Genomic DNA, 21,759 nt, shown 5'->3' with positions numbered 1-21,759 from the left:
CGGACGACGAAAAACCTGTGGGAGCGTGGCTTGCCCGCGATGGGGCCCGAACAGTCACCGAAAATCTAGAAGGACGGAGCCTGCCGCCGCCGCTTCCACTGGCTCAGCCGCTGCTGCAAATTCAACGGGCTATGAATCTGCTGCTGTCGCGCCCGGCTGAACAGAATCAGCACCAGTTCCGCCGTCGCCAAGGCATCGGCACTGGCGTTGTGCCGCTCGAAAACCTCCAGCTTGAACCAGTCGATCCACTCGTCCAGCCCGGCCTCGCGGATGTGTGCCTGTGGGCAAAGCAGCGGCGCGATGTCGGCCACGTCCAGAAACGGATGCTGCAACTTATAGCCCAGATGTTCTTTCAGCGCGCGCCCCAGCATGTGCTGGTCGAACGGCGCATGAAACGCCAACACCGGACTGTCGCCGACGAACTCCATGAATTCGAGCAAGGCTTGCGCCGGGTCGCTGCCGGCGGCAATGGCGCTCGGGCCCAGGCCGTGAATCAACACGCTGGGGCCGAGTTTGAGTTCGGTGCATTGCAGCGTGCGTTCGAACTGCTGGCTGAAATCGATCGCTCCGTCCTCGATCACCACCGCGCCGATGGACAGCAGCCGATCCTTATTCAGGTTCAGCCCGGTGGTTTCCAGGTCGAGCACCACCCAGCGTTGTTCGCGCAGGCTGCAATCGCCCAGCTCGGTCACGGCAGGCAAACGCTCCAGACGTTGTTGCAGTTCGCCGGGCAAAATGGGGCTGACCGGGCGCAGCCATGAAAAAAGGCTCATAACTGATACCGCAGGGTCAGGCTGCTTTGCAGGCGTTGGGCCTGGCGCAGGGATTCACGCAGGATGCGTCGGTCCAGATGGTTGAGGCTGTCGGGATCGACGCGGTTGGAGTAGGGAAAATTCTCCCGGGTCTGTAGCTGATGTTGCTGCATGCGGGTTTGCTGGATGAAGTGATACGCCTCTTCATACGCCGCGCCGTCCAGCCGCTCGATGACTTCTTTGTCCACCAATTGGCGAAAGCGCTCCAGGGTATTGTTGGCGTCGATGCCATGGGCCAGGGCCAGTACTCGAGCGCCATCGACGAACGGGGTCAAGCCCTGGAGTTTCAGGTCGAGGGTGGCTTTCTCGCCATTCTTGCGCGCCAGCACGAATTCGCGGAAACGTCCTACGGGTGGGCGGTTACGCAGGGCGTTTTCGGCCATCATCCGCTGGAACAAGCGGTTGTCGCCGACTTGATCGAGAATGCCTTGGCGCAGTTGCTCGCAGCCTCGCTCGTCGCCCCAGACCACGCGCAGGTCGAAATAAATGCTCGACCCCAAGAGGTTTTCCGGCGTCGCCTCGCGGATAAACGCCGCAAAACGTCGCGCCCATTCGGCCCGGGACAAACACAGCTCGGGGTTGCCGGCCATGATCTTGCCTTTGCACAGGGTGAAGCCGCACAGCGCCAGGTTCTGATTGATTTGCTGGGCGATGGGCAGCAACTTGCCGCGAATCTCGGCGGCGTGGGCCGCGTCGCGGGCCTCGAACAGAATGCCGTTGTCCTGATCAGTGTGCAGCGTCTGCTCGCGGCGGCCTTCGCTGCCGAAGCACAACCAACTGAAGGGCACGCCGGGGTCACCTTTCTCGGCGAGCACCAGTTCGATTACCCGGCACACGGTGTGGTCGTTGAGCAGAGTGATGATGTGGGTGATCTGGGTCGAGGACGCGCCATGGGCCAGCATCCGCTCCACCAATTGGCCGATTTCACCGCGCATCGCTACCAGGTTTTCCAGCTTCTGGGCGCTGCGAATAGTCCGCGCCAGATGCACCAGATCAACCCGTTGCAGAGAAAACAGGTCGCGTTCCGAGACCACGCCGCACAGGCGCTGGTCCTTGACCAGGCAGACGTGGGCGATGTGCCGTTCGGTCATGGCAATCGCGGCGTCGAAGGCGCTGTGGTCCGGCGTCAGGTAAAACGGCGCCCGGGTCATATGCCCTTCGATGGCTTCATTGAAGTCGCTGGTGCCGTTGGCCACCACATGTCGCAAGTCGCGCAGGGTGAAAATGCCCAGCGGCGCCTTGTGCTCATCAACCACCACAATGCTGCCGACTTGTTGATTGTGCATCAGCGTTACGGCTTCACGCAGCGCAGTGGTCGGGCTGCAAGTCACCGGGTGACGCATGGCCAGTTCACCCAGTCGGGTATTGAGCGAGTACTGGGTGCCGAGGGTTTCCACGGCTTTTTGCTGGACTTGCTGGTTGACCTGATCCAGCAAACTGCTTACCCCGCGTAGGGCAAAGTCACGAAACGGGCTGGAAAGGGCGAACAGTTTGATGAACGCCAGCTTATTGAGCTGTAGGCAAAAGGTGTCTTCGGCCGCCAGATGTTCGGTGCGAGTCGCCCGTTCCCCCAGCAGCGCGGCGAGGGGGAAACATTCGCCGATGGTGATTTCGAAAGTGGTTTCGGTCCCGCCCTTGGCCGTGTGCGGGCGTTCGCCCACGACCCGGCCCTGTTTGACGATGTAGAAATGCTCAACCGGGCCATCGGCGGGTTTGATGATGCTTTCGCCGGGGGCATAAAAACGCAGCTGACATTGCTCGACCAGATAGGCCAAGTGGGCGTTTTCCATCTGATTGAATGGCGGGAAGCGCTGCAGGAATTGCAAAGTGCCCTGGATGTTCTGCAACACCGCGGTTTTCCCTGCCTGGGTGAAGGCGTCCGCTTTACTCATAACCATTACCGCAGTCTTTTTTGAATTGTTGTGTCGGATCGTTGTGTCAGATCGTTACGGGCATGGTCGGCCCCTACGGGCAGGGTGCCCATTGGACGTAAGTCTAGGTAGGCAGTGCAGCGGCCGAAATACGGGAAAGGTCCGACACGATTGTGGGAAAAACCCCCTACATTGTCTATTGGAACAATTTCCGACGAAGTGCACATTGAAGCTCTGCTGAGCGATGTCAGACACACTGTGTCAGGGTTCGAATCAAAAACGTTGAGAAAGCCATGTCCGACCACGATATTTTGAGTGATGCCGAGCGCGAAGCGCTCAGTTCCGTCATGTTGGAACCAGACTTGCCGCCGCAACGGGTGCTGATCGTCGATGACGATAAAGACTCCAGGGAGTTGTTGTCGGAAATTCTGGGGCTGGACGGCATTCACTGCATGACGGCGGCCAGTGGCAAAGCGGCGCTCAAATTGCTGGAGACGAAGTCATCAATCGGGCTGGTGATAACCGACCTGCGGATGGCGAACGTCGATGGTCTGGAACTGATTCGTCAGGTACGGGAGTCGGCGCGAGCAGCGTTGCCGGTCATCATCGTTTCCGGTGATGCCGACGTGAAGGATGCGATCGAAGCCATGCACTTGCACGTAGTGGACTTTCTGCTCAAGCCCATCGACAGCGGCAAACTGCTTGAATTGGTCAAGCATGAGCTGGGGATGGATGTGTAGCGGCTCTCAGTTGTTGCACGTCGCCGTTGTGGCGAGGGGGCTTGCCCCCGTTCGGCTGCGCAGCAGTCGTAGATTCTGCCGATGCTGCGTACGAAAGAATGCATGGGGCCGCTTCGCGACCCAACGGGGGCAAGCCCCCTCGCCACAGGACCTCGCCACAGGAAAAGCATGCACAAATGAAAAAGCCCCGATCTTTCGATCAGGGCTTTTTCATTTACGACATCAGCGTTTACTCAAAGGCCATTGGCAGCCTTGAACTCGCGACGACGACGGTGCAACACCGGCTCGGTATAGCCGTTTGGCTGTTTGGTGCCTTCGACCACCAATTCGACCGCCGCCTGGAAGGCGATGTTACTGTCGAAATTCGGTGCCAGCGGACGGTACAGCGGGTCGTTGGCGTTCTGACGGTCAACCACCGGCGCCATGCGCTTGAGGCTTTCCATCACCTGATCTTCAGTGACGATGCCGTGGCGCAGCCAGTTGGCGATGTGCTGGCTGGAAATACGCAGCGTCGCACGGTCTTCCATCAAGCCGACGTCATTGATGTCCGGCACTTTCGAGCAACCCACGCCCTGGTCGATCCAGCGCACCACGTAGCCAAGAATGCCCTGGGCGTTGTTGTCCAGTTCGTTCTTGATCTGCTCCGGCGTCCAGTTCGGGTTGACCGCCAACGGGATAGTCAGGATGTCGTCCACCGAAGCGCGAGCGCGTTTGGCCAGTTCGGCCTGACGGGCGAACACGTCGACCTTGTGGTAATGCAGCGCGTGCAGCGCGGCGGCGGTCGGCGATGGAACCCAGGCGGTGTTGGCACCGGCCATCGGGTGAGCGATTTTCTGTTCGAGCATCGCGGCCATCAGGTCCGGCATGGCCCACATGCCTTTACCGATCTGGGCGCGACCTTGCAGGCCGGTGCTCAGGCCGATGTCGACGTTCCAGTTCTCATAGGCACTGATCCATTTCTCGGCCTTCATGTCGGCCTTGCGCACCATCGGGCCGGCTTCCATGGAGGTGTGGATTTCATCGCCCGTGCGGTCGAGGAAACCGGTGTTGATGAACACTACGCGTTCGCTGGCAGCCTTGATGCAGGCCTTGAGGTTGACCGTGGTACGGCGCTCCTCGTCCATGATTCCGACTTTGAGGGTGTTGCGCGGCAAGCCCAGCACGTCTTCGATGCGACCGAACAACTCGTTGGTGAACGCCGCTTCTTCCGGGCCGTGCATCTTCGGCTTCACGATATAGACCGAACCGGTACGGCTGTTCTTGCGCGAGCTGTTGCCGTTGAGGCTATGCATCGCCGCGAGGCAGGTCACCAGACCGTCGAGAATGCCTTCAGGCACTTCGTTGCCGTCTTTATCGAGGATCGCGTCGATGGTCATCAGGTGACCGACGTTGCGCACGAACAACAGCGAACGACCGTGCAGGCTCAGTGCTTTGCCATCGACACCGGTGTAAGTGCGATCGGCATTCATGGTACGGGTGAAAGTCTGGCCGCCCTTGGCGACTTCTTCCGACAGATCGCCTTTCATCAGGCCGAGCCAGTTGCGGTAGATCACCACTTTGTCATCGGCATCGACCGCGGCAACCGAGTCTTCGCAATCCATGATGGTGGTCAGCGCGGCTTCCATCAGGATGTCTTTGACGCCGGCCGCATCGGTCTGGCCGACCGGGGTGCTGGCATCGATCTGGATTTCGAAGTGCAGGCCGTTGTGTTTCAACAGCACAGCGATCGGTGCCGAGGTATCGCCCTGGAAACCGATCAGTTGGGCATCGTCACGCAGGCCGCTGTTGCTGCCACCCTTGAGCGTGACGACCAGTTTACCGTCGACGATTTTGTACGCAGTGGAGTCGACATGGGAGCCGGCCGCCAGTGGGGCCGCTTCGTCGAGGAAGGCGCGGGCGAAGGCGATGACCTTGTCGCCGCGAACCTTGTTGTAGCCTTTGCCTTTCTCCGCGCCGTCCGCTTCGCTGATGGCGTCGGTGCCATAGAGCGCGTCATACAGCGAGCCCCAGCGGGCGTTCGAAGCATTGAGCGCGAAGCGCGCGTTCATCACCGGCACCACCAGCTGTGGGCCGGCCATGCGGGCGATTTCATCATCGACGTTTTGCGTCGTTGCCTGGAAATCGGCCGCTTCTGGCAGCAGATAACCAATGTCTTGCAGGAAGGCTTTGTAAGCCACCGCATCGTGCGCAACACCTGCACGAGCCTGGTGCCAGGCATCGATACGTGCCTGGAAATCATCACGTTTGGCGAGTAGGGCTTTGTTCTTCGGCGCCAGGTCATGGATGACCTTGTCGGCACCGGCCCAGAACGTGTCGGCGGTGAGGCCGGTTCCGGGAATGGCTTCGTTGTTCACGAAGTCGAACAGGACTTTGGCGACCTGCAGGCCACCGACTTGAACGTGTTCAGTCATTGCTTGCCTCACTCTGCTCAGCTATTTCGCTTTTCAGCTCTTCAATTTAACAATGAAGCCCCTGGCCATTTAAACCACAAACCCCTTCTACCAGTACATGCCATTGCTGGCGGCTGGGTTCGATCCGATCAACGGCTTTGCGGCCTTGCTGACAGGGCTTTGAGGGGTTGCGACGGACCTGCGGCAGACATCGATCCAGCGTTATGTAGTGCGTGCTGCGGCATACTACATGATGAATTGCGGTTGTGAAAATTAGACTAAATACGTCGTTCTGCGACCCCATGACGCATTGCGGTCATGGCGAGGAACAGGATGTTCTCAAAAAACCATTGGATTGTTCCAGTTAAATATAAAAACTTGTACACGATTTATGGTTTGGCAGAATTGCTGGAGGTGCCCCTTCGCGGGCAAGCCTCGCTCCTACAGATCTGCGTCGTTCATGCCAACGCTGACTTGTAGGAGCGAGGCTTGCCCGCGAAGACATCATCCGATTCAGCGCATGATCAACCCTTGCCTATACTTGTTTTTCTATAACAAAAGTCATGACCAGAGGGCTGCGCCATGGACCATCTCGTACTCACTGTAATTGCTCCAGACAAGCCCGGGCAGGTCGAGCGCATCGCTCAATGCATTGCCGCGCATGGCGGTAACTGGCTGGAAAGTCGCATGTCGCGCATGGCTGGACAGTTCGCCGGGATTCTTCGGGTGGGTGTGCCGGCCGAGGCCTACGACGAACTGGTCGATGCCCTACACGGATTATCGACCCAGGGCATCCGCGTACTGATCGCCGAAAGCGGCATCGAACAGTCCTGCACCTGGAAGCCGATTGCCATGGAACTGGTGGGCAATGATCGGCCGGGCATCGTGCGAGACATTACGCGCCTGCTGAGTGAGATGGGCGTGAACCTGGAACAGCTGATGACCGAAGTTCAACCGGCGCCCATGAGCAGCGAGCCTTTATTCCGCGCTGAAGCGATTCTCGCGGTACCGCTGACCTTATCGTTGGAGAAGCTGCAATCGAGCCTGGAAACCCTGGCCGACGATCTGATGGTCGAATTGGTCCTGCGCAGCGAACCCTGAAAAGGTTATCCAAGTTATACGTGCACCGGCCTGTGGATAACCTGTAGAGACACCTCGCCAGGCCACGCCGGCCGAGGGTCTTCAGGATTTGATCAAAAAACCAGCAGTTTCAGTGACTTGCGCACAATCGCCGGGGATCACGCTGTGGATAACCTTGGGGCTGATCGATGCAGGCCACGGAAGACGTGGCCTGTAGAGGTTTGTACGTTTTCTGATCAGCTGCGGCGACGCAGACTTATCCACGCGTCGACGCTGTAAACCGCCAGACCTGCCCAGATAAAGATGAACGCCACCAGCGTGCTGGATGACAAGTGCTCGCCGAACAGCAGAACGGCCTGCAACAACACCAGCGTGGGCGCCAGGTACTGGAGAAATCCGAGCGTGGTGTAGGGCAGGTGTCGGGCGGCGGCGTTGAAGCACACCAGCGGCACCAGCGTCACGGGACCGGCAGCCACCAACCACCAGGCTTCGGAGGTGGTCCAGAATTCGGCTTGCGCACTGCTTGCCGTTGGATTGAACAACAACCAGGCGATGGCAATCGGCACCAGCATCCAGGTTTCCACCACCAGCCCCGGTAGCGCCTTGACCGGTGCCTGCTTGCGGATCAGTCCGTAGAAACCGAAGGTCAACGCCAGCACCAGCGACACCCACGGCAAGCTGCCGACTTGCCACACTTGCTGCGCGACACCGATCGCCGCGAGGCCAACCGCCAGCCATTGCATGCGCCGCAACCGTTCGCCAAGGATCAGCATCCCCAACAACACGTTGACCAGTGGGTTGATGTAGTAACCGAGGCTGGCTTCAAGCATGCGCCCGTTGTTCACCGCCCAGACATAAGTCAGCCAGTTGGCCGCGATCAGCGTGCCGCTCAGGGCCAGGATTGCCAGCCGTCGCGGGTTATCACGCAGCTCGCGCCACCAGCCGGGATGTTTCCAGACGAGCAGCAGCAAAGCGCCGAACAGCGCGGACCAGAGCACTCGGTGGATGATGATCTCTACGGCGGGTACGTTGGCAATGGCTTTGAAGTAGAGCGGGAACAGGCCCCAGATGATGTAGGCACTCAGGCCCAGAATATACCCGCGACGCAGGTTGGCGGCTTGCATGAGAATCCTTGCTTAGGCAGCTAACAAAGAGGGGATTGTATAGATGTGTCATGTTTTTTGTAGGAGCGAGGCTTGCCCGCGAAGAACGATAACGCGGTTTGTCTGACGAACCGCATCATCGTTCTTCGCGGGCAAGCCTCGCTCCTACAGGGGGTGTGGGGTTTAGAAGAGTTTCAGTGGTTCTTCATTCAGCGCAGCCAATTGCTCACGCAATGCCAGTACTTGATCGCCCCAATAGCGCTCGGTGCCGAACCACGGAAAGCTGCGGGGGAAGGCCGGGTCGTCCCAGCGACGGGCGAGCCAGGCGCTGTAGTGCATCAGGCGCAAGGCGCGTAGCGGTTCGATCAGCGCCAGTTCCCTCGGGTCGAAGTCGTGGAATTCGTTGTAGCCGTCCATCAATTCCGACAACTGCCCCAGACATTCCTGACGATCACCGGCCAACATCATCCAGATATCCTGCACCGCCGGGCCCATGCGGCAATCGTCGAGGTCGACGATGTGGAACATCTCATCGCGGCACATCATGTTGCCGGGATGGCAATCGCCGTGCATGCGGATGTTCTGATGCGGCGTGGCCTTGTAGACCTCTTCGACACGCTTGAGCAGGTCACGGGCCACGGACTCGTAGGCCGGCAGCAAGCTTTTGGGTACGAAATTGCCTTCGAGCAAAGTCGTCAGCGAATCCTGACCGAAGTTCTTTACTCCCAGCGCTTCACGGTGCTCGAACGGTTTGGTTGAACCGACCGCGTGCAGCCGACCCAGCAGTTGCCCCAAGCGATACAGCTGATCGAGATTGCCTGGCTCCGGCGCACGGCCGCCGCGACGGGGAAACAGGGTGAAACGGAAGCCGTTGTGTTCGTGCAGGCTGGTACCGTTGTGAATCATCGGTGCGACCACCGGTACGTCGCACTCGGCGAGTTCGAAGGTGAATTGGTGCTCTTCGAGAATCGCTTCGTTGGTCCAGCGTTGCGGGCGGTAGAACTTGGCGATCAGTGGCTCGGAGTCTTCGATGCCGACTTGATAGACACGGTTCTCGTAGCTGTTGAGCGCCAGAATGCGGGCGTCGCTGAGAAAGCCGATGCTTTCGACGGCATCGAGCACGAGGTCTGGGGTAAGCGTTGCAAACGGGTGGGCCATGCTGACTCCTGCGCGCGGCAGGCTGCCGCGTCGGGCCAGACATGGTAGCGCAGACGGGGCTTCTTTAGGGGGAGGGGTTGAGATCAGTGGTGTTTGGGATGACGCCTTCGCGGGCAAGCCTCGCTCCTACAGGTTCAGCGTGATCCCTTGTAGGAGCGAGGCTTGCCCGCGAAGAGGCCCGATCAGGCGCCGACGATCCCGCCATCCTCGCGGGAAATCGCCATCACCGAAGACCGCGGTTTGCCGTTGGGCAGGTGCTCAGGGAACGTAGAGCCGCCGTTTTCCCCCGGATGCTGAATCCCGACAAACAAGGTTTTCTGATCCGGCGAGAAGCTGATCCCCGTCACCTCGCAGCCCACCGGGCCGACCATGAAGCGACGGATCTCGCCCGTCATCGGGTCGGCACAGAGCATCTGGTTGTTGCCCATTCCCGCAAAGTCGCCTGCGTTGCTCGAGTCGCCATCCGTGAGGATCCACAGGCGACCGGCCTCGTCGAAGCCCAAGCCGTCCGGGCTGTTGAACATATTCTGCGGGGTGATATTCGACGAGCCGGCTTTCGGCGTGCCGGCGTGCACGTTCGGGTTGCCGGCGACCACAAACAAGTCCCAGGCAAAGCTTTTCGAGCCGTGATCATCATGGTCGGTGCGCCAGCGCAGGATTTGCCCGTAGACGTTCTTCGCGCGCGGGTTGGGCCCGTCTACCGGTTGGCCTTCTTCGCCGCGTTTGGCGTTGTTGGTCAGGGTGCAATACACCTGGCCATCCTTGGGGCTGACGACAATCCATTCCGGGCGATCCATGCGCGTAGCGCTCACAACGCTGGCTGCGAGGCGTGCATGAATCAGCACTTCGGCCTGATCGGCAAAACCGCTGCTGGCATCGATGCCGTTCTTGCCATGGGTCAGTTCGATCCACTGGCCTTGGCCTTTGGGGTGATCAACATTGCCATCGCCCGCGTCGAAACGCGCCACGTACAAGGTGCCGTGATCCAGCAGGTCGTGGTTGGCCTTGGGGTTTTTGTGGTTGATCTTGTCGCGGCTGACGAATTTATAGATGAATTCGCCACGTTCATCGTCGCCCATGTACACCACAGCGCGACCGTCATTGGTTTCGGCCAGGGCGGCGTTTTCATGTTTGAAGCGGCCCAGCGCGGTGCGTTTGACCGGCGTTGATTGCGGATCGAACGGGTCGATTTCCACCACCCAGCCATGACGATTGAGTTCGTTGGGGTTTTTCGCCAGGTCGAAACGCGGATCGTGTTGATGCCAGTTGATCTCTTTGCTGGCCGCTACCGCGCCGTAGCGTTTCTGCGCAGCGTCGAACTTCTGCTCGGCATTGCTGCTGCCGAAGCAGTCGGTGAAGTTCTCTTCGCAGGTCAGATAAGTGCCCCACGGCGTTTTGCCGTTGGCGCAGTTCTGGAAGGTGCCGAGGACGTTCTTGCCGTGTTTGTCGGCGCTGGTTTTCATCAGCTCGTGACCCGCCGCCGGACCGCTCAGGCGCAACGGCGAGTTGCCGTGAATGCGGCGGTTGTAGCGCGAGCCCTGGACGAACTGCCACTGGCCGTTCTTGCGCTGCACTTCGATGACCGACACGCCTTCACAGGCCAGGGCCTTGCGCACGTCTTGCGCCGATTGCGGCATGCCGCCGTGGGGGTAAAGGTAATGGTAGTTGGTGTATTCGTTGTTGATTGCCATCAGCGCACGGTCTTTTTCACCGGGGAATTCGAACAGGCTCATGCCGTCGTTGTTGTCGCCGAACTGGACTTCCTGTGCCTGGGCCGTGCCGTTGCCGCTTGGGTCGAACGCCGGACCGTTCTTTTGCAGCGGCTGGCCCCAACTGATCAGTACCGAGGATTTGTAGCCCGGCGGCAAAGTGATAGTGTCGGTCGTGGCAGCGGCGATGCTGTCGAAACCCAACAGGTTGCTGGAGCCGGCGCTGACGCTGGCGGCCAGTACGCTGCGACTCAGCAGGTTGCCACCGAGAAACATCGCCGCACCGCAGAGGGCACCCGCGCTGATGAAGCCACGACGGCTGAGGCCGACCATTTTTTCCAGGTCGGTGGGTTGGTTGTCTTCTAATAAGCTCACATCAGGCTCCCTGCGGGTTTTTGCAGCCACCTTAATGGTGGTCGATGAAGCTTTTGTTGCAGCCGCTGCTTTGATCTTCGTAGGAGCTGCCGAAGGCTGCGATCTTTTGATCTTAAATTCAGGATCAAAAGATCGCAGCCTTCGGCAGCTCCTACAGCGGTGTGCCCAGCAGAATGTTGGACGGAGCGAATTGCACCTGCACCGGTTTTCCGGCGGTGAGTTCGAGGGTTTTCAAGTGCCGCTGCTCGGCCAGGGAGCAAAGTGTCTGGCCATTGGGCAAGCCGATGCGCACTTCGCTGGGGCCGTCATCGGCGTCAAGGATTTCTTCGATAATGCCCTTCAGGCAGTTGTTGCCGGGCGTCGCGGCTTGATCGATGCCCAACAATTCCAGCCAACCGGCTTTGATCAGTGCCACCACTTCGGTGCCGGTCTGCAGTTCCAGGCGCAGGGTGCTGTCATGGGTGATCTGCGCATCGATCCGCAAACCTTCGGCCAGTTCAAGGCATATGCGGTCGTTGCGTCCTTGTGCGTCGATCGCCACGACTTTGCCGTGCAGTTGGTTACGCGCACTGGTTCTGAGCATCAGCCGACCGAGCAGGTCCAGGTCACTGGCCTCTTCGGCGGCTTCCAGCACCTGCGTCTGCAAGGCTTGCAGCTTTTGATACAGGCGCAATACACGCTCACCTTCGCTGGATAGCTTGGCGCCGCCACCGCCCTTGCCGCCGACGTTACGCTCCACCAGCGGTTTCTGCGCGAGATTGTTCAGCTCGTCGATGGCATCCCACGCCGCTTTGTAACTCAGGCCCGCGCTTTTCGCCGCGCGGGTGATCGAGCCTTGTTCGGCGATGTGTTGCAGCAACGCGATGCGCTGCGGGCGGCGGGCAATGTGCTGGGACAACAACGTAGGCAAGGACATGGCGAGACGCTTTGGGCTGTGACGATGGACAGGACGTTGGCGGCTTGGCGTGCGGGAGTCAAGTCAGTCTCCATCGCCAGGTTTTGGGGTTCGGGCCAGGCAATAGACATCGACCTGCGCGGCGCCTGCCTCCTTCAACAAGCGAGCCAGGGCCTGGGCGGTGGCGCCGGTAGTCAGCACGTCGTCGACCAAGGCGAAGTGGCGGCCCTTGATTGAGGCCGCAGGCGCCAGGGCAAAGGCGTGGCGCAAGTTCTTTTTACGGGCGTCGGCATTCAGCTCTTGTTGCGCGCTGGTGTCCTTAATCCTCTGCAACAGCGTTTCATCACAGGGAATGTCGAGGCTGGCGCTGAGCCAGCGGGCGAGCATCACCGCCTGGTTGAAACCCCGCTGGCGCAGACGTTTGGCGGCCAGCGGTACCGGTATCAGCGCAGCGGGCCGATCCAGATCCTCATCGAAGCGATGTTGCAGGAACTGAGCGAGAAGCTCGGCGAGCAGGCGACCAAACGGCCACTTCGCGCTGTGCTTGAAGCGCGTGATCAGACTGTCGACGGGAAAGCTGTAAGTCCAAGGCGCTGCGACTCGCTCGAAGGCTGGCGGTTGTTTCAAGCATTGGCCGCACGTCAGGCCCGTGGCAAGCAAGGGCAAGGCGCACGTCTGGCAATGCTCGCCCAGCCAGGGCAGGTCGGTTTCGCAGGCCATGCAGATTGGCCGGACATCTTCTGTCGCTTCGCTGCAGAGTAAGCAGTGTTGGTTATTGTTTAACCAGATGTAAACCGGTCCTACGTATCGTGGTTGACAGCGCATCGCTCTTCCTTAAATATGCCGAACATCCGTGTCGCGTCTGTGGGTATTCCATTCCCCAGCCGCTTGCCAAGCATAAACAAGGAAACGCCCATGAGCGCCAGCACCACTGCAACCCTGCGTCATGACTGGTCTTTGGCCGAAGTCAAAGCACTCTTCGTTCAGCCATTCAACGACCTGTTGTTCCAGGCGCAGACGGTGCACCGCGCGCATTTCGACGCCAACCGTGTCCAGGTCTCGACGCTGTTGTCGATCAAGACCGGTGCGTGCCCGGAAGATTGCAAATATTGTCCGCAGTCCGGCCACTACAACACTGGCCTGGAAAAAGAAAAGCTGATGGAAGTGCAGAAGGTCCTCGAAGAGGCCGCGCGCGCCAAGGCCATCGGTTCGACCCGTTTCTGCATGGGCGCGGCGTGGAAGCACCCGTCGGCCAAAGACATGCCTTACGTGCTGGAAATGGTCAAAGGCGTGAAAGCCATGGGCCTGGAAACCTGCATGACCCTCGGTCGTCTCGATCAGGACCAGACCGTCGCCCTGGCCGAAGCCGGCCTGGACTACTACAACCACAACCTCGACACCTCGCCGGAGTTCTACGGCAGCATCATCACTACCCGTACGTACAGCGAACGCCTGCAAACCCTGGCTTACGTGCGTGATTCGGGGATGAAGATCTGCTCCGGCGGCATTCTCGGCATGGGCGAGTCCCTCGACGACCGTGCCAACCTGCTGATCCAGCTGGCTAACCTGCCTGAGCATCCAGAGTCGGTGCCGATCAACATGCTGGTGAAGGTCGCCGGCACGCCGCTGGAAAATGCCGACGATGTCGACCCGTTTGACTTCATCCGCATGCTCGCTGTCGCCCGCATCCTGATGCCCAAATCCCACGTGCGTCTGTCCGCTGGTCGTGAAGCGATGAACGAGCAGATGCAAGCCCTGGCGTTCTTTGCCGGCGCCAACTCGATTTTCTACGGCGAAAAACTGCTGACCACCGCCAACCCTCAGGCGGACAAGGACATGCAACTGTTCTCGCGTCTGGGCATCCTGCCGGAAGCCCGCGAAGAGCACGCCGACGAAGTGCATCAGGCCGCCATCGAACAGGCGCTGGTGGAGCAGAAGAGCAGCGAGATGTTCTATAACGCGGCTGTCTGAAACCTTCACCGATTCTTCTGATGTTGGAAGTCATGGCCTCGCTCCCACAAGGAACTGCATAGAACCTGTGGGAGCGTGGCTTGCCCGCGATGGCCGCGACTCGGTTTGCAGTCACGTCCATTGTTCCTGCATCAGATTGTCAAATGACCGTCGAGGCCTGCATGTCTTTCGATCTCGCCGCACGCCTTGCTGCCCGTCGTGCCGAAAACCTTTATCGCCAGCGCCCGCTGCTCGAAAGCCCTCAAGGGCCGGAAGTGGTGGTCGATGGTCAGCCGTTGCTGGCGTTCTGTAACAACGATTACCTGGGCCTGGCCAATCACCCGCAAGTGATCGAAGCCTGGCGCGCCGGCGCGTCGCGATGGGGCGTGGGCGGTGGTGCTTCGCATCTGGTGATCGGTCATAGCGGCCCGCATCACGCACTGGAAGAAGCCCTCGCCGAGTTCACCGGCCGCCCGCGAGCCTTGCTGTTCACCACCGGTTACATGGCCAACCTCGGCGCGGTCACCGCATTGGTCGGGCAGGGCGATACGGTGCTGGAAGACCGGCTCAATCATGCGTCGTTGCTGGATGCCGGGTTGTTGTCCGGTGCGCGTTTCAATCGTTATCTGCATAACGACGCGGCCAGTCTGGCCAAGCGCCTGGAGAAGGCCACCGGCAATACGCTGGTGGTCACCGATGGCGTGTTCAGCATGGACGGTGACATCGCCGACCTGCCGGCGCTGGCGCGGGAAGCCAAGGCCAAAGGCGCCTGGCTGATGGTCGATGACGCCCACGGTTTTGGTCCGCTGGGTGCCAATGGCGGCGGGATCGTCGAGCATTTCGGTTTGAGCCAGGAAGACGTGCCGGTGTTGGTCGGCACGCTCGGCAAGGCTTTCGGTACGGCGGGTGCTTTTGTTGCCGGCAGTGAAGAGCTGGTCGAAAGCCTGATCCAGTTCGCTCGCCCTTACATCTACACCACCAGCCAACCGCCGGCGCTGGCCTGCGCGACGCTGAAAAGCCTGGAGCTGTTGCGCAGCGAACACTGGCGACGTGAGCATCTGCAGACGCTGATTCGCCAGTTCCGCCAAGGTGCCGAACAGATTGGCCTGGAGTTGATGGACAGCTTCACGCCGATCCAGCCGATCATGATTGGCGACGCCGGGCGGGCGGTTCGCCTGTCGCAGATGCTGCGCGAACGCGGGCTGATGGTGACTGCGATTCGTCCGCCGACCGTGCCCGCGGGCAGCGCACGTTTGCGCGTAACCCTCACCGCCGCTCACAGCGAAGCGCAGGTACAGCTATTGTTAAATGGACTGGCCGATTGTTTTCAGCAACTGGGACCGGAGCCAAGCCATGCGTGATCGTCTGATTCTGCTACCAGGCTGGGGCCTCGGGATTTCGCCGCTCGAACCCTTGGCGGCGGCCTTGCTGGGATTGGATGAGCACCTGCGCGTCGATATCGAGCCGTTGCCGGAACTGGAGTCGAGCGACCTTGAAGAATGGCTCGATGAGTTGGACGCGACGTTGCCCCAGGATACCTGGCTCGGTGGCTGGTCATTGGGCGGCATGCTGGCGTCCGAGTTGGCGGCGCGACGCGGTGACCGCTGCTGCGGCTTGGTGACGCTGGCGAGTAACCCTTCTTTTGTCGCCCATGAACAATGGTCGAGTGCGATGCCCGATGAGACCTTCGATGCGTTTCTGACCGGTTGCAAGGCTGACCCGCGCATGACCTTGAAACGTTTTTCGCTGCTATGCGCCCAAGGTGGCAAAGACCCGCGCGCACTATCGCGACTGTTGCTCGCTGGCGCACCGCATACGTCTTCGCCGGTACTGATGAGCGGCCTGGAGTTGCTCGCACAACTGGACACCCGGCAAGCGTTGCAGGCGTTTGGCGGTCCGCAATTGCACTTGTTTGGTGGCCTCGACGGATTGGTCCCGGCCGAAGCGGCAGGGGATTTGCTGGCACTGCTGCCGGATGTCGAAATCGGTCTGATTGAACAGGCCAGTCACGGGTTTCTTCTGGAAGACCCCCACGGTGTGGCGGGGGCGATTCAGGCTTTTTTGCATGAGTTCGGTGATGACTGATTTATCCCTTCCCAACCTGCCCGGCGGCTTGCCCGACAAACGCCAGGTAGCGGCATCCTTTTCCCGTGCGGCGGCGAGCTACGACAGCGTGGCCGAATTGCAGCGCGATGTGGGTAGCGAGTTAATACGTCGGTTACCGCAAGAGTTTGTCCCTGCTCGCTGGCTGGATATGGGCTGCGGCACCGGGTATTTCAGCCGAGCCTTGGCGCAGAGGTTTCCTGGGAGCGCCGGAGTGGCGCTGGACATCGCAGAAGGCATGCTCAATCACGCACGTCCCTTGGGCGGCGCGACCCATTTCATCGCGGGCGATGCCGAACGCTTGCCATTGCAGGATTCAACTTGCGACCTGGTCTTCTCCAGCCTGGCGGTGCAATGGTGCGCAGATTTCGCCTCGGTGCTCAATGAAGCGTATCGGGTACTGAAACCGGGCGGAATTTTCGCGTTTGCTAGTCTGTGTGTAGGCACGCTGTACGAATTGCGCGACAGCTGGCGTCAGGTGGACGGCATGGTGCACGTCAACCGCTTCCGCGAGTTCGGTGTTTATCAGCAGCTTTGCGCGGAAAGTGGCTTGAGGGGCATCAGCCTTGAAACGCAGCCGCATGTGCTGCATTACCCCGATGTTCGCAGCCTGACCCATGAGCTCAAGGCACTTGGGGCGCACAACTTGAACCCCGGTCGGCCGGGTGGTTTGACCGGCAGGGCGCGAATCCTCGGCCTGATTCAGGCTTACGAGCAGTATCGTCAGGCACAGGGATTGCCGGCGACTTATCAAGTGGTTTACGCCGTGTTGGAGAAACCCTTATGAGCGCAGCCTATTTCATCACCGGTACGGACACCGATGTCGGCAAGACCACCGTCGCCGCAGGGTTGCTGCATGCCGCGCGGTTGGCGGGCTTGAGCACGGCAGCGGGCAAACCGGTGGCCTCCGGCTGCGAGCGGACGCCCAAGGGATTGCGCAACGCCGATGCGCTGGCATTGTTTGCCGAGTGCTCGATACCGTTGACCTACGATCAGGTCAATCCGGTTGCGTTCGAACCGGCGATTGCACCGCATCTGGCGGCGCGAGAGGCTGGCGTGGCATTGACCGTGCAATCGCTGCTGACACCGATGCGGCAGATTCTCGATATGCAGGCGGACTTCACCTTGATCGAAGGCGCTGGCGGCTGGCGCGTGCCGTTGGCGGATCAGGACAATCTGTCGGACCTGGCCATGGCGCTGGGTCTGCCGGTGATCCTGGTGGTTGGTGTACGGCTCGGTTGCATCAATCATGCTCTGCTGACAGCCGAGGCGATCGCCCGGGATGGTTTGCAGTTGGCAGGATGGGTGGCCAACATCATCGATCCGAAGACGTCGCGCCTTGAAGAAAACCTCGCGACATTGGCCGAGCGCATTCCCGCGCCATGCCTGGGGCGAGTGCCAAAACTCAAGTCGGTGACCGCCGACGCGGTGGCCGCGCATCTGCAACTGGACCTGCTGGACTGAATTTGCTGGCTCGGGTTTTAGCTATGACAAGGCACTGTGCCATTAGTGTTTTTGTCGGGCCTTTTGTCGGTGTGTCTGATTCAATGGCCGCTGTTGATCCTTTGCAGGACGAGTTCTCCCATGGAAATCTCAGGAAACACCGCTTTTTATGCCGGTCTGAGCACTATTCAGACCGGGCAGAACCGCGTCGATCAGGCTTCGGGTCAGATCGCCAACAACACTATCGAGCGTTCGGTCACCAGTCAGTCCTCCCAGGTTCAGGTCGATCGCCTGCGTTCGGTAGACCGCAGCCAGCAATCGGACTTGGCCAGCAATATGGTCGAGATGTCCCAAGGCAAGTTCCAGGTGGAACTGGGCGTCAAAGTCGCCAAGGCATCCGATGAAATGCTCGGTACGCTGATCGATACCTTTGCCTGAACCCTCGCTGAATTCGCTACTCCAACGCCGCGCCTGTTCGCGGCGTTTTTCTGCGTAAGTCCTTCTGCCTCAACTAATCTCTCCTACATGGCATGTTGCTCAATCAACGGCGGTGCGCGACTGCATGGCCGAGGTTTTCATGACGCTATGACGAACGGCAAAAGATCGGCGCTTGACAAGAATTGGGCGTAAACGTATGTTTCAAACAACTGTTTGACCGTCACAACAAATCAACACGGTCGTTCATTCCCGGTTACATCAGCAGAGGTTTATCGCTATGCCTGACTACAAGGCCCCCTTGCGTGATATTCGCTTCGTTCGTGACGAACTGCTCGGCTACGAAGCGCACTATCAGAGCCTTCCGGCTTGTGCAGACGCAACTCCGGACATGGTTGACGCCATTCTCGAAGAAGGCGCCAAGTTTTGTGAGCAGGTACTGGCTCCGCTGAACCGCGTGGGTGACACCGAAGGCTGCACGTGGAGCGAGTCCGGCGTTAAAACCCCGACCGGTTTCAAAGAAGCCTACAAGCAGTTCGTCGAAGGTGGCTGGCCAAGCCTGGCTCACGACGTCGAGCATGGCGGTCAAGGCCTGCCAGAGTCTCTGGGTCTGGCCGTCAGCGAAATGGTTGGCGAAGCCAACTGGTCGTGGGGCATGTACCCAGGCCTGTCCCATGGCGCGATGAACACCATTTCAGAACACGGTACGCCTGAGCAGCAAGAGGCTTACCTGACCAAACTGGTCTCCGGCGAATGGACCGGCACCATGTGCCTGACCGAACCGCACTGCGGTACTGACCTGGGCATGTTGCGCACCAAGGCCGAGCCTCAGGCCGACGGTTCCTACAAAGTGTCCGGCACCAAGATCTTCATCTCGGCCGGCGAACACGATATGGCCGACAACATCGTTCACATCGTTCTGGCACGTCTGCCGGATGCACCGGCCGGCACCAAAGGCATTTCCCTGTTCATCGTTCCGAAGTTCCTGCCAAACGCAGACGGCTCGATCGGCGCACGCAACGCTGTGACCTGCGGTTCCCTGGAACACAAGATGGGCATCCACGGCAACGCCACTTGCGTGATGAACTTCGACGCGGCCACCGGTTACCTGATCGGCCCGGCGAACAAAGGCCTGAACTGCATGTTCACCTTTATGAACACCGCACGTCTGGGTACCGCGCTGCAAGGTCTGGCGCACGCCGAGATCGGTTTCCAGGGCGGCCTGAAATACGCTCGCGATCGTCTGCAAATGCGCTCCCTGACTGGCCCGAAAGCACCGGACAAAGCCGCTGACCCGATCATCGTTCACCCTGACGTACGTCGCATGCTGTTGACCATGAAGGCGTTCGCCGAAGGCAACCGTGCGATGGTTTACTTCACCGCCAAGCAAGTCGACATCGTCAAGTACGGTGTAGATGAAGAAGAGAAGAAGAAAGCCGACGCACTGCTGGCCTTCATGACTCCGATCGCCAAGGCCTTCATGACCGAAGTCGGTTTCGAATCCGCTAACCACGGCGTACAAATCTACGGCGGCCACGGCTTCATCGCCGAGTGGGGCATGGAACAGAACGTTCGCGACAGCCGCATTTCGATGCTGTACGAAGGCACCACCGGTATCCAGGCACTCGACCTGCTGGGCCGTAAAGTGCTGATGACTCAAGGCGAAGCGCTCAAAGGCTTCACCAAGATCGTCCACAAGTTCTGCCAGACCAACGAAGGCAACGACGCGGTCAAAGAGTTTGTCGAACCATTGGCTGCGCTGAACAAAGAATGGGGCGAGCTGACCATGAAGGTCGGTATGGCCGCCATGAAAGACCGCGAAGAAGTCGGCGCGGCATCGGTGGATTACCTGATGTATTCCGGTTACGCCTGCCTCGCCTACTTCTGGGCTGACATGGCGCGTCTGGCTGCCGAAAAACTGGCTGCCGGCACCACCGAAGAGGCGTTCTACACCGCCAAGTTGCAGACTGCGCGGTTCTACTTCCAGCGCATTCTGCCGCGTACCCGCACTCACGTTGCAACCATGCTGTCGGGCGCCAACAACCTGATGGACATGAAAGAAGAAGATTTCGCACTGGGTTACTAAGCCCTACGCAGTCTCTTCACAAAGCCGCTGCTTTCCTCGGGGAGCAGCGGTTTTTTTGTACCTGACGCAAACGGGCTGCGCCTGTAAAAATTCCTGACTAAAACGCTAAGAAGAACGCCGTTGCTGCCGTTAAAGAGGATGGCGATGTGACATACGTCACATTGCCTGTGCTTAGCTGCTCAAGTTGCAGGCACAACGCCATCTTTGTTTGACGGGTCGGAGCTTTACCCTTGCCGCGTTCTTCCGCTGTACGTTTCAGTCACTTTTTGCCATCGCTGCTGTTGTTACTGGCGGGGCTGGCGGCTGCCTACGTCAAGGATCTCAACGTCTTCTTCACCTCGCTGTTCAACGTGCTGCCGACGCTGGTGCTGCTGCTCGGCGGGGCGTATTGCGCGGTTTACCGACGTCAGCGTGAACTGTTTCTGATGGTCACGGTGTACATTGCCTACTTCCTGCTCGACACCCAGACCGACTATTACCGCGACAACGCTAAAGTCCGTGAAGATGCCGCCGTGGTCTTCCATCTGTGTTGTCTGTTGCTGCCATTACTCTTCGGCTTGTTCGCCGCCTGGCAGGAGCGCACCCATCTGTTTCAAGATATGGTGGCGCGTTTCGCCGTATTGCTGGCGTTCGGCAGCGTGGCGCTGGGGCTGGAACAGAGTTACCCACAGGCGCTGTTGATATGGCTCTCGGAGATCCGCTGGCCAGCCCTGCATGGTGCCTGGATGAGCCTGATTCAATTGTCCTATCCGGTATTCATCGCCTCGTTCCTGTTACTGGCCTGGCAATACTGGCGCAACCCAAGACCCTTGCATGCCGCGCAGTTGGTGGGGCTGTCGGGATTGTTCTGGATGTTGCCGAAAACCTTCATCCTGCCATTTACCCTGAACATCATGTGCAGCCAGGTGATGTTGATGATTGCCGCTGCAGTTGCCCATGAAGCCTATCAAATGGCGTTCCGCGACGAACTCACCGGTCTGCCGGGTCGTCGTGCCCTAAATGAGCGCATGCAACGGCTGGGACGCACTTATGTGCTGGCCATGAGCGACGTCGATCACTTCAAGAAATTCAACGACACCCACGGCCACGATGTCGGCGATCAGGTGCTGCGACTGGTCGCCAGCAAGCTGTCGAAAATCGGCGGAGGCGGTAGGGCCTATCGCTACGGCGGTGAAGAATTTGCTCTGGTGTTCGCAGGTAAAACCCTCGAAGAGTGCATGCCGCATCTGGAAGTCATCCGCGACTCCATCGCCACCTACAATATCCAGCTGCGCAATCAGGACAGTCGCCCCCAGGATGACCAGCAGGGACGCCAGCGTCGTGCGGGTTCAGGCGCCTCGAGTGTATCGGTCACCGTCAGCATCGGGGTCGCCGAACGGTTGGAGCAGCGCACGCCGGAAGAAGTGCTCAAATCCGCTGACCAGGCGCTCTACAGCGCCAAAGGCGCGGGGCGAAACTGTGTGATGGCTTTCGGTCAGAACCGCCGTGGCGCGGTGCGCATGGACGCCGCTGCGGGTTGAGTGATGATGGCGCATTCAGCGTCTGGACTGTGATTGTGAGGCGTGGTGCGCGCCAGTAGGTTTGAGCAACCTGCTGCCGGAGAAATGAC

At 59.6% G+C, this 21,759-nt stretch carries 18 protein-coding genes; 10 read left to right on the top strand and 8 right to left on the bottom strand.

Annotated features, from left to right (window positions below; all coding sequences use genetic code 11):
- Positions 1-65 precede the first annotated feature (65 nt).
- Complete coding sequence (locus BZL43_RS02700; RefSeq protein WP_095630871.1) at positions 66-773, bottom strand: PolC-type DNA polymerase III; 708 nt, start codon at positions 771-773, stop codon at positions 66-68.
- Positions 770-2,710 (bottom strand): putative nucleotidyltransferase substrate binding domain-containing protein, encoded by a 1,941-nt coding sequence (locus BZL43_RS02695; RefSeq protein WP_095630870.1) that lies wholly within the window; start codon positions 2,708-2,710, stop codon positions 770-772. The genes BZL43_RS02700 and BZL43_RS02695 overlap by 4 nt, the downstream gene beginning before the upstream one ends.
- Before the next feature lie 266 nt (positions 2,711-2,976).
- On the opposite strand from BZL43_RS02695, the gene BZL43_RS02690 reads away from it, so the two are divergent.
- The gene (locus BZL43_RS02690) at positions 2,977-3,423 is read left to right on the top strand and encodes a response regulator (protein WP_095630869.1); all 447 of its coding nucleotides are present in this window, start codon (positions 2,977-2,979) and stop codon (positions 3,421-3,423) included.
- Between the two features lie 233 nt (positions 3,424-3,656).
- On the opposite strand, the gene BZL43_RS02685 is transcribed toward BZL43_RS02690, so the two are convergent.
- The gene (locus BZL43_RS02685; protein WP_095630868.1) at positions 3,657-5,834 is read right to left on the bottom strand and encodes a malate synthase G; all 2,178 of its coding nucleotides are present in this window, start codon (positions 5,832-5,834) and stop codon (positions 3,657-3,659) included.
- Positions 5,835-6,395: 561 nt separating this feature from the next.
- Here BZL43_RS02685 and BZL43_RS02680 point away from each other — a divergent pair.
- Entirely contained in the window at positions 6,396-6,914 is a 519-nt protein-coding gene (locus BZL43_RS02680; RefSeq protein ID WP_095630867.1) for a glycine cleavage system protein R, read from the top strand.
- A 215-nt stretch (positions 6,915-7,129) separates the two neighbouring features.
- Here the strand turns inward: BZL43_RS02680 and rarD are convergent, their stop codons facing one another.
- The 5 genes from rarD to BZL43_RS02655 form a co-directional block, all read right to left on the bottom strand.
- Entirely contained in the window at positions 7,130-8,017 is an 888-nt protein-coding gene (gene rarD, locus BZL43_RS02675) for an EamA family transporter RarD (protein WP_095630866.1), read from the bottom strand.
- Positions 8,018-8,179: 162 nt separating this feature from the next.
- Complete coding sequence (locus tag BZL43_RS02670) at positions 8,180-9,154, bottom strand: serine/threonine protein kinase (RefSeq protein ID WP_095630865.1); 975 nt, start codon at positions 9,152-9,154, stop codon at positions 8,180-8,182.
- Between the two features lie 182 nt (positions 9,155-9,336).
- On the bottom strand, positions 9,337-11,238 hold the full coding sequence (locus tag BZL43_RS02665) for a PhoX family phosphatase (protein ID WP_095630864.1): 1,902 nt from the start codon (positions 11,236-11,238) through the stop codon (positions 9,337-9,339).
- A 151-nt stretch (positions 11,239-11,389) separates the two neighbouring features.
- A complete protein-coding gene (locus BZL43_RS02660) occupies positions 11,390-12,154 on the bottom strand; it encodes a TOBE domain-containing protein (RefSeq protein WP_095630863.1) in 765 nt (254 codons plus the stop codon).
- Between the two features lie 63 nt (positions 12,155-12,217).
- Positions 12,218-12,958 (bottom strand): ComF family protein, encoded by a 741-nt coding sequence (locus BZL43_RS02655; protein ID WP_095630862.1) that lies wholly within the window; start codon positions 12,956-12,958, stop codon positions 12,218-12,220.
- 90 nt (positions 12,959-13,048) lie between these two features.
- Between BZL43_RS02655 and bioB the strand changes: the two genes are divergently transcribed.
- The 8 genes from bioB to BZL43_RS02615 all read left to right on the top strand — a co-directional run bounded on the left by bioB (position 13,049) and on the right by BZL43_RS02615 (position 21,670).
- Positions 13,049-14,104 (top strand): biotin synthase BioB, encoded by a 1,056-nt coding sequence (gene bioB, locus BZL43_RS02650; RefSeq protein WP_007904183.1) that lies wholly within the window; start codon positions 13,049-13,051, stop codon positions 14,102-14,104.
- 161 nt (positions 14,105-14,265) lie between these two features.
- Complete coding sequence (gene bioF, locus BZL43_RS02645; RefSeq protein WP_095630872.1) at positions 14,266-15,444, top strand: 8-amino-7-oxononanoate synthase; 1,179 nt, start codon at positions 14,266-14,268, stop codon at positions 15,442-15,444.
- The gene (locus BZL43_RS02640; protein ID WP_095630861.1) at positions 15,437-16,168 is read left to right on the top strand and encodes an alpha/beta fold hydrolase; all 732 of its coding nucleotides are present in this window, start codon (positions 15,437-15,439) and stop codon (positions 16,166-16,168) included. Before bioF ends, BZL43_RS02640 begins: the two co-directional genes overlap by 8 nt.
- Positions 16,161-16,973 (top strand): malonyl-ACP O-methyltransferase BioC, encoded by an 813-nt coding sequence (gene bioC / locus BZL43_RS02635; protein WP_095630860.1) that lies wholly within the window; start codon positions 16,161-16,163, stop codon positions 16,971-16,973. Before BZL43_RS02640 ends, bioC begins: the two co-directional genes overlap by 8 nt.
- Positions 16,970-17,650, top strand: coding sequence for a dethiobiotin synthase (bioD, locus tag BZL43_RS02630; RefSeq protein ID WP_095630859.1), 681 nt, complete (start codon positions 16,970-16,972; stop codon positions 17,648-17,650). Before bioC ends, bioD begins: the two co-directional genes overlap by 4 nt.
- 120 nt (positions 17,651-17,770) lie before the next feature.
- A complete protein-coding gene (locus BZL43_RS02625; RefSeq protein WP_095630858.1) occupies positions 17,771-18,067 on the top strand; it encodes a pyrroloquinoline quinone biosynthesis protein PqqE in 297 nt (98 codons plus the stop codon).
- Positions 18,068-18,344: 277 nt separating this feature from the next.
- The gene (locus BZL43_RS02620; protein ID WP_095630857.1) at positions 18,345-20,150 is read left to right on the top strand and encodes a phenylacyl-CoA dehydrogenase; all 1,806 of its coding nucleotides are present in this window, start codon (positions 18,345-18,347) and stop codon (positions 20,148-20,150) included.
- 230 nt (positions 20,151-20,380) lie between these two features.
- Entirely contained in the window at positions 20,381-21,670 is a 1,290-nt protein-coding gene (locus BZL43_RS02615; RefSeq protein ID WP_095630856.1) for a GGDEF domain-containing protein, read from the top strand.
- Positions 21,671-21,759 lie beyond the last annotated feature (89 nt).

The sequence above is a fragment of the Pseudomonas sp. PICF141 genome, assembly GCF_002286815.1.
Lineage (GTDB): Bacteria > Pseudomonadota > Gammaproteobacteria > Pseudomonadales > Pseudomonadaceae > Aquipseudomonas.
This window is presented reverse-complemented; position numbering and strand designations above follow the sequence as displayed.

Coding starts and splice junctions, on each gene's coding strand:
- BZL43_RS02700 (WP_095630871.1), bottom strand. CDS start 773: ATGAGCCTTTTTTCATGGCTGCGCCCGGTCAGCCCCATTTTGCCCGGC.
- BZL43_RS02695 (WP_095630870.1), bottom strand. CDS start 2,710: ATGGTTATGAGTAAAGCGGACGCCTTCACCCAGGCAGGGAAAACCGCG.
- BZL43_RS02690 (WP_095630869.1), top strand. CDS start 2,977: ATGTCCGACCACGATATTTTGAGTGATGCCGAGCGCGAAGCGCTCAGT.
- BZL43_RS02685 (WP_095630868.1), bottom strand. CDS start 5,834: ATGACTGAACACGTTCAAGTCGGTGGCCTGCAGGTCGCCAAAGTCCTG.
- BZL43_RS02680 (WP_095630867.1), top strand. CDS start 6,396: ATGGACCATCTCGTACTCACTGTAATTGCTCCAGACAAGCCCGGGCAG.
- rarD (WP_095630866.1), bottom strand. CDS start 8,017: ATGCAAGCCGCCAACCTGCGTCGCGGGTATATTCTGGGCCTGAGTGCC.
- BZL43_RS02670 (WP_095630865.1), bottom strand. CDS start 9,154: ATGGCCCACCCGTTTGCAACGCTTACCCCAGACCTCGTGCTCGATGCC.
- BZL43_RS02660 (WP_095630863.1), bottom strand. CDS start 12,154: ATGTCCTTGCCTACGTTGTTGTCCCAGCACATTGCCCGCCGCCCGCAG.
- BZL43_RS02655 (WP_095630862.1), bottom strand. CDS start 12,958: ATGCGCTGTCAACCACGATACGTAGGACCGGTTTACATCTGGTTAAAC.
- bioB (WP_007904183.1), top strand. CDS start 13,049: ATGAGCGCCAGCACCACTGCAACCCTGCGTCATGACTGGTCTTTGGCC.
- bioF (WP_095630872.1), top strand. CDS start 14,266: ATGTCTTTCGATCTCGCCGCACGCCTTGCTGCCCGTCGTGCCGAAAAC.
- BZL43_RS02640 (WP_095630861.1), top strand. CDS start 15,437: ATGCGTGATCGTCTGATTCTGCTACCAGGCTGGGGCCTCGGGATTTCG.
- bioC (WP_095630860.1), top strand. CDS start 16,161: ATGACTGATTTATCCCTTCCCAACCTGCCCGGCGGCTTGCCCGACAAA.
- bioD (WP_095630859.1), top strand. CDS start 16,970: ATGAGCGCAGCCTATTTCATCACCGGTACGGACACCGATGTCGGCAAG.
- BZL43_RS02625 (WP_095630858.1), top strand. CDS start 17,771: ATGGAAATCTCAGGAAACACCGCTTTTTATGCCGGTCTGAGCACTATT.
- BZL43_RS02620 (WP_095630857.1), top strand. CDS start 18,345: ATGCCTGACTACAAGGCCCCCTTGCGTGATATTCGCTTCGTTCGTGAC.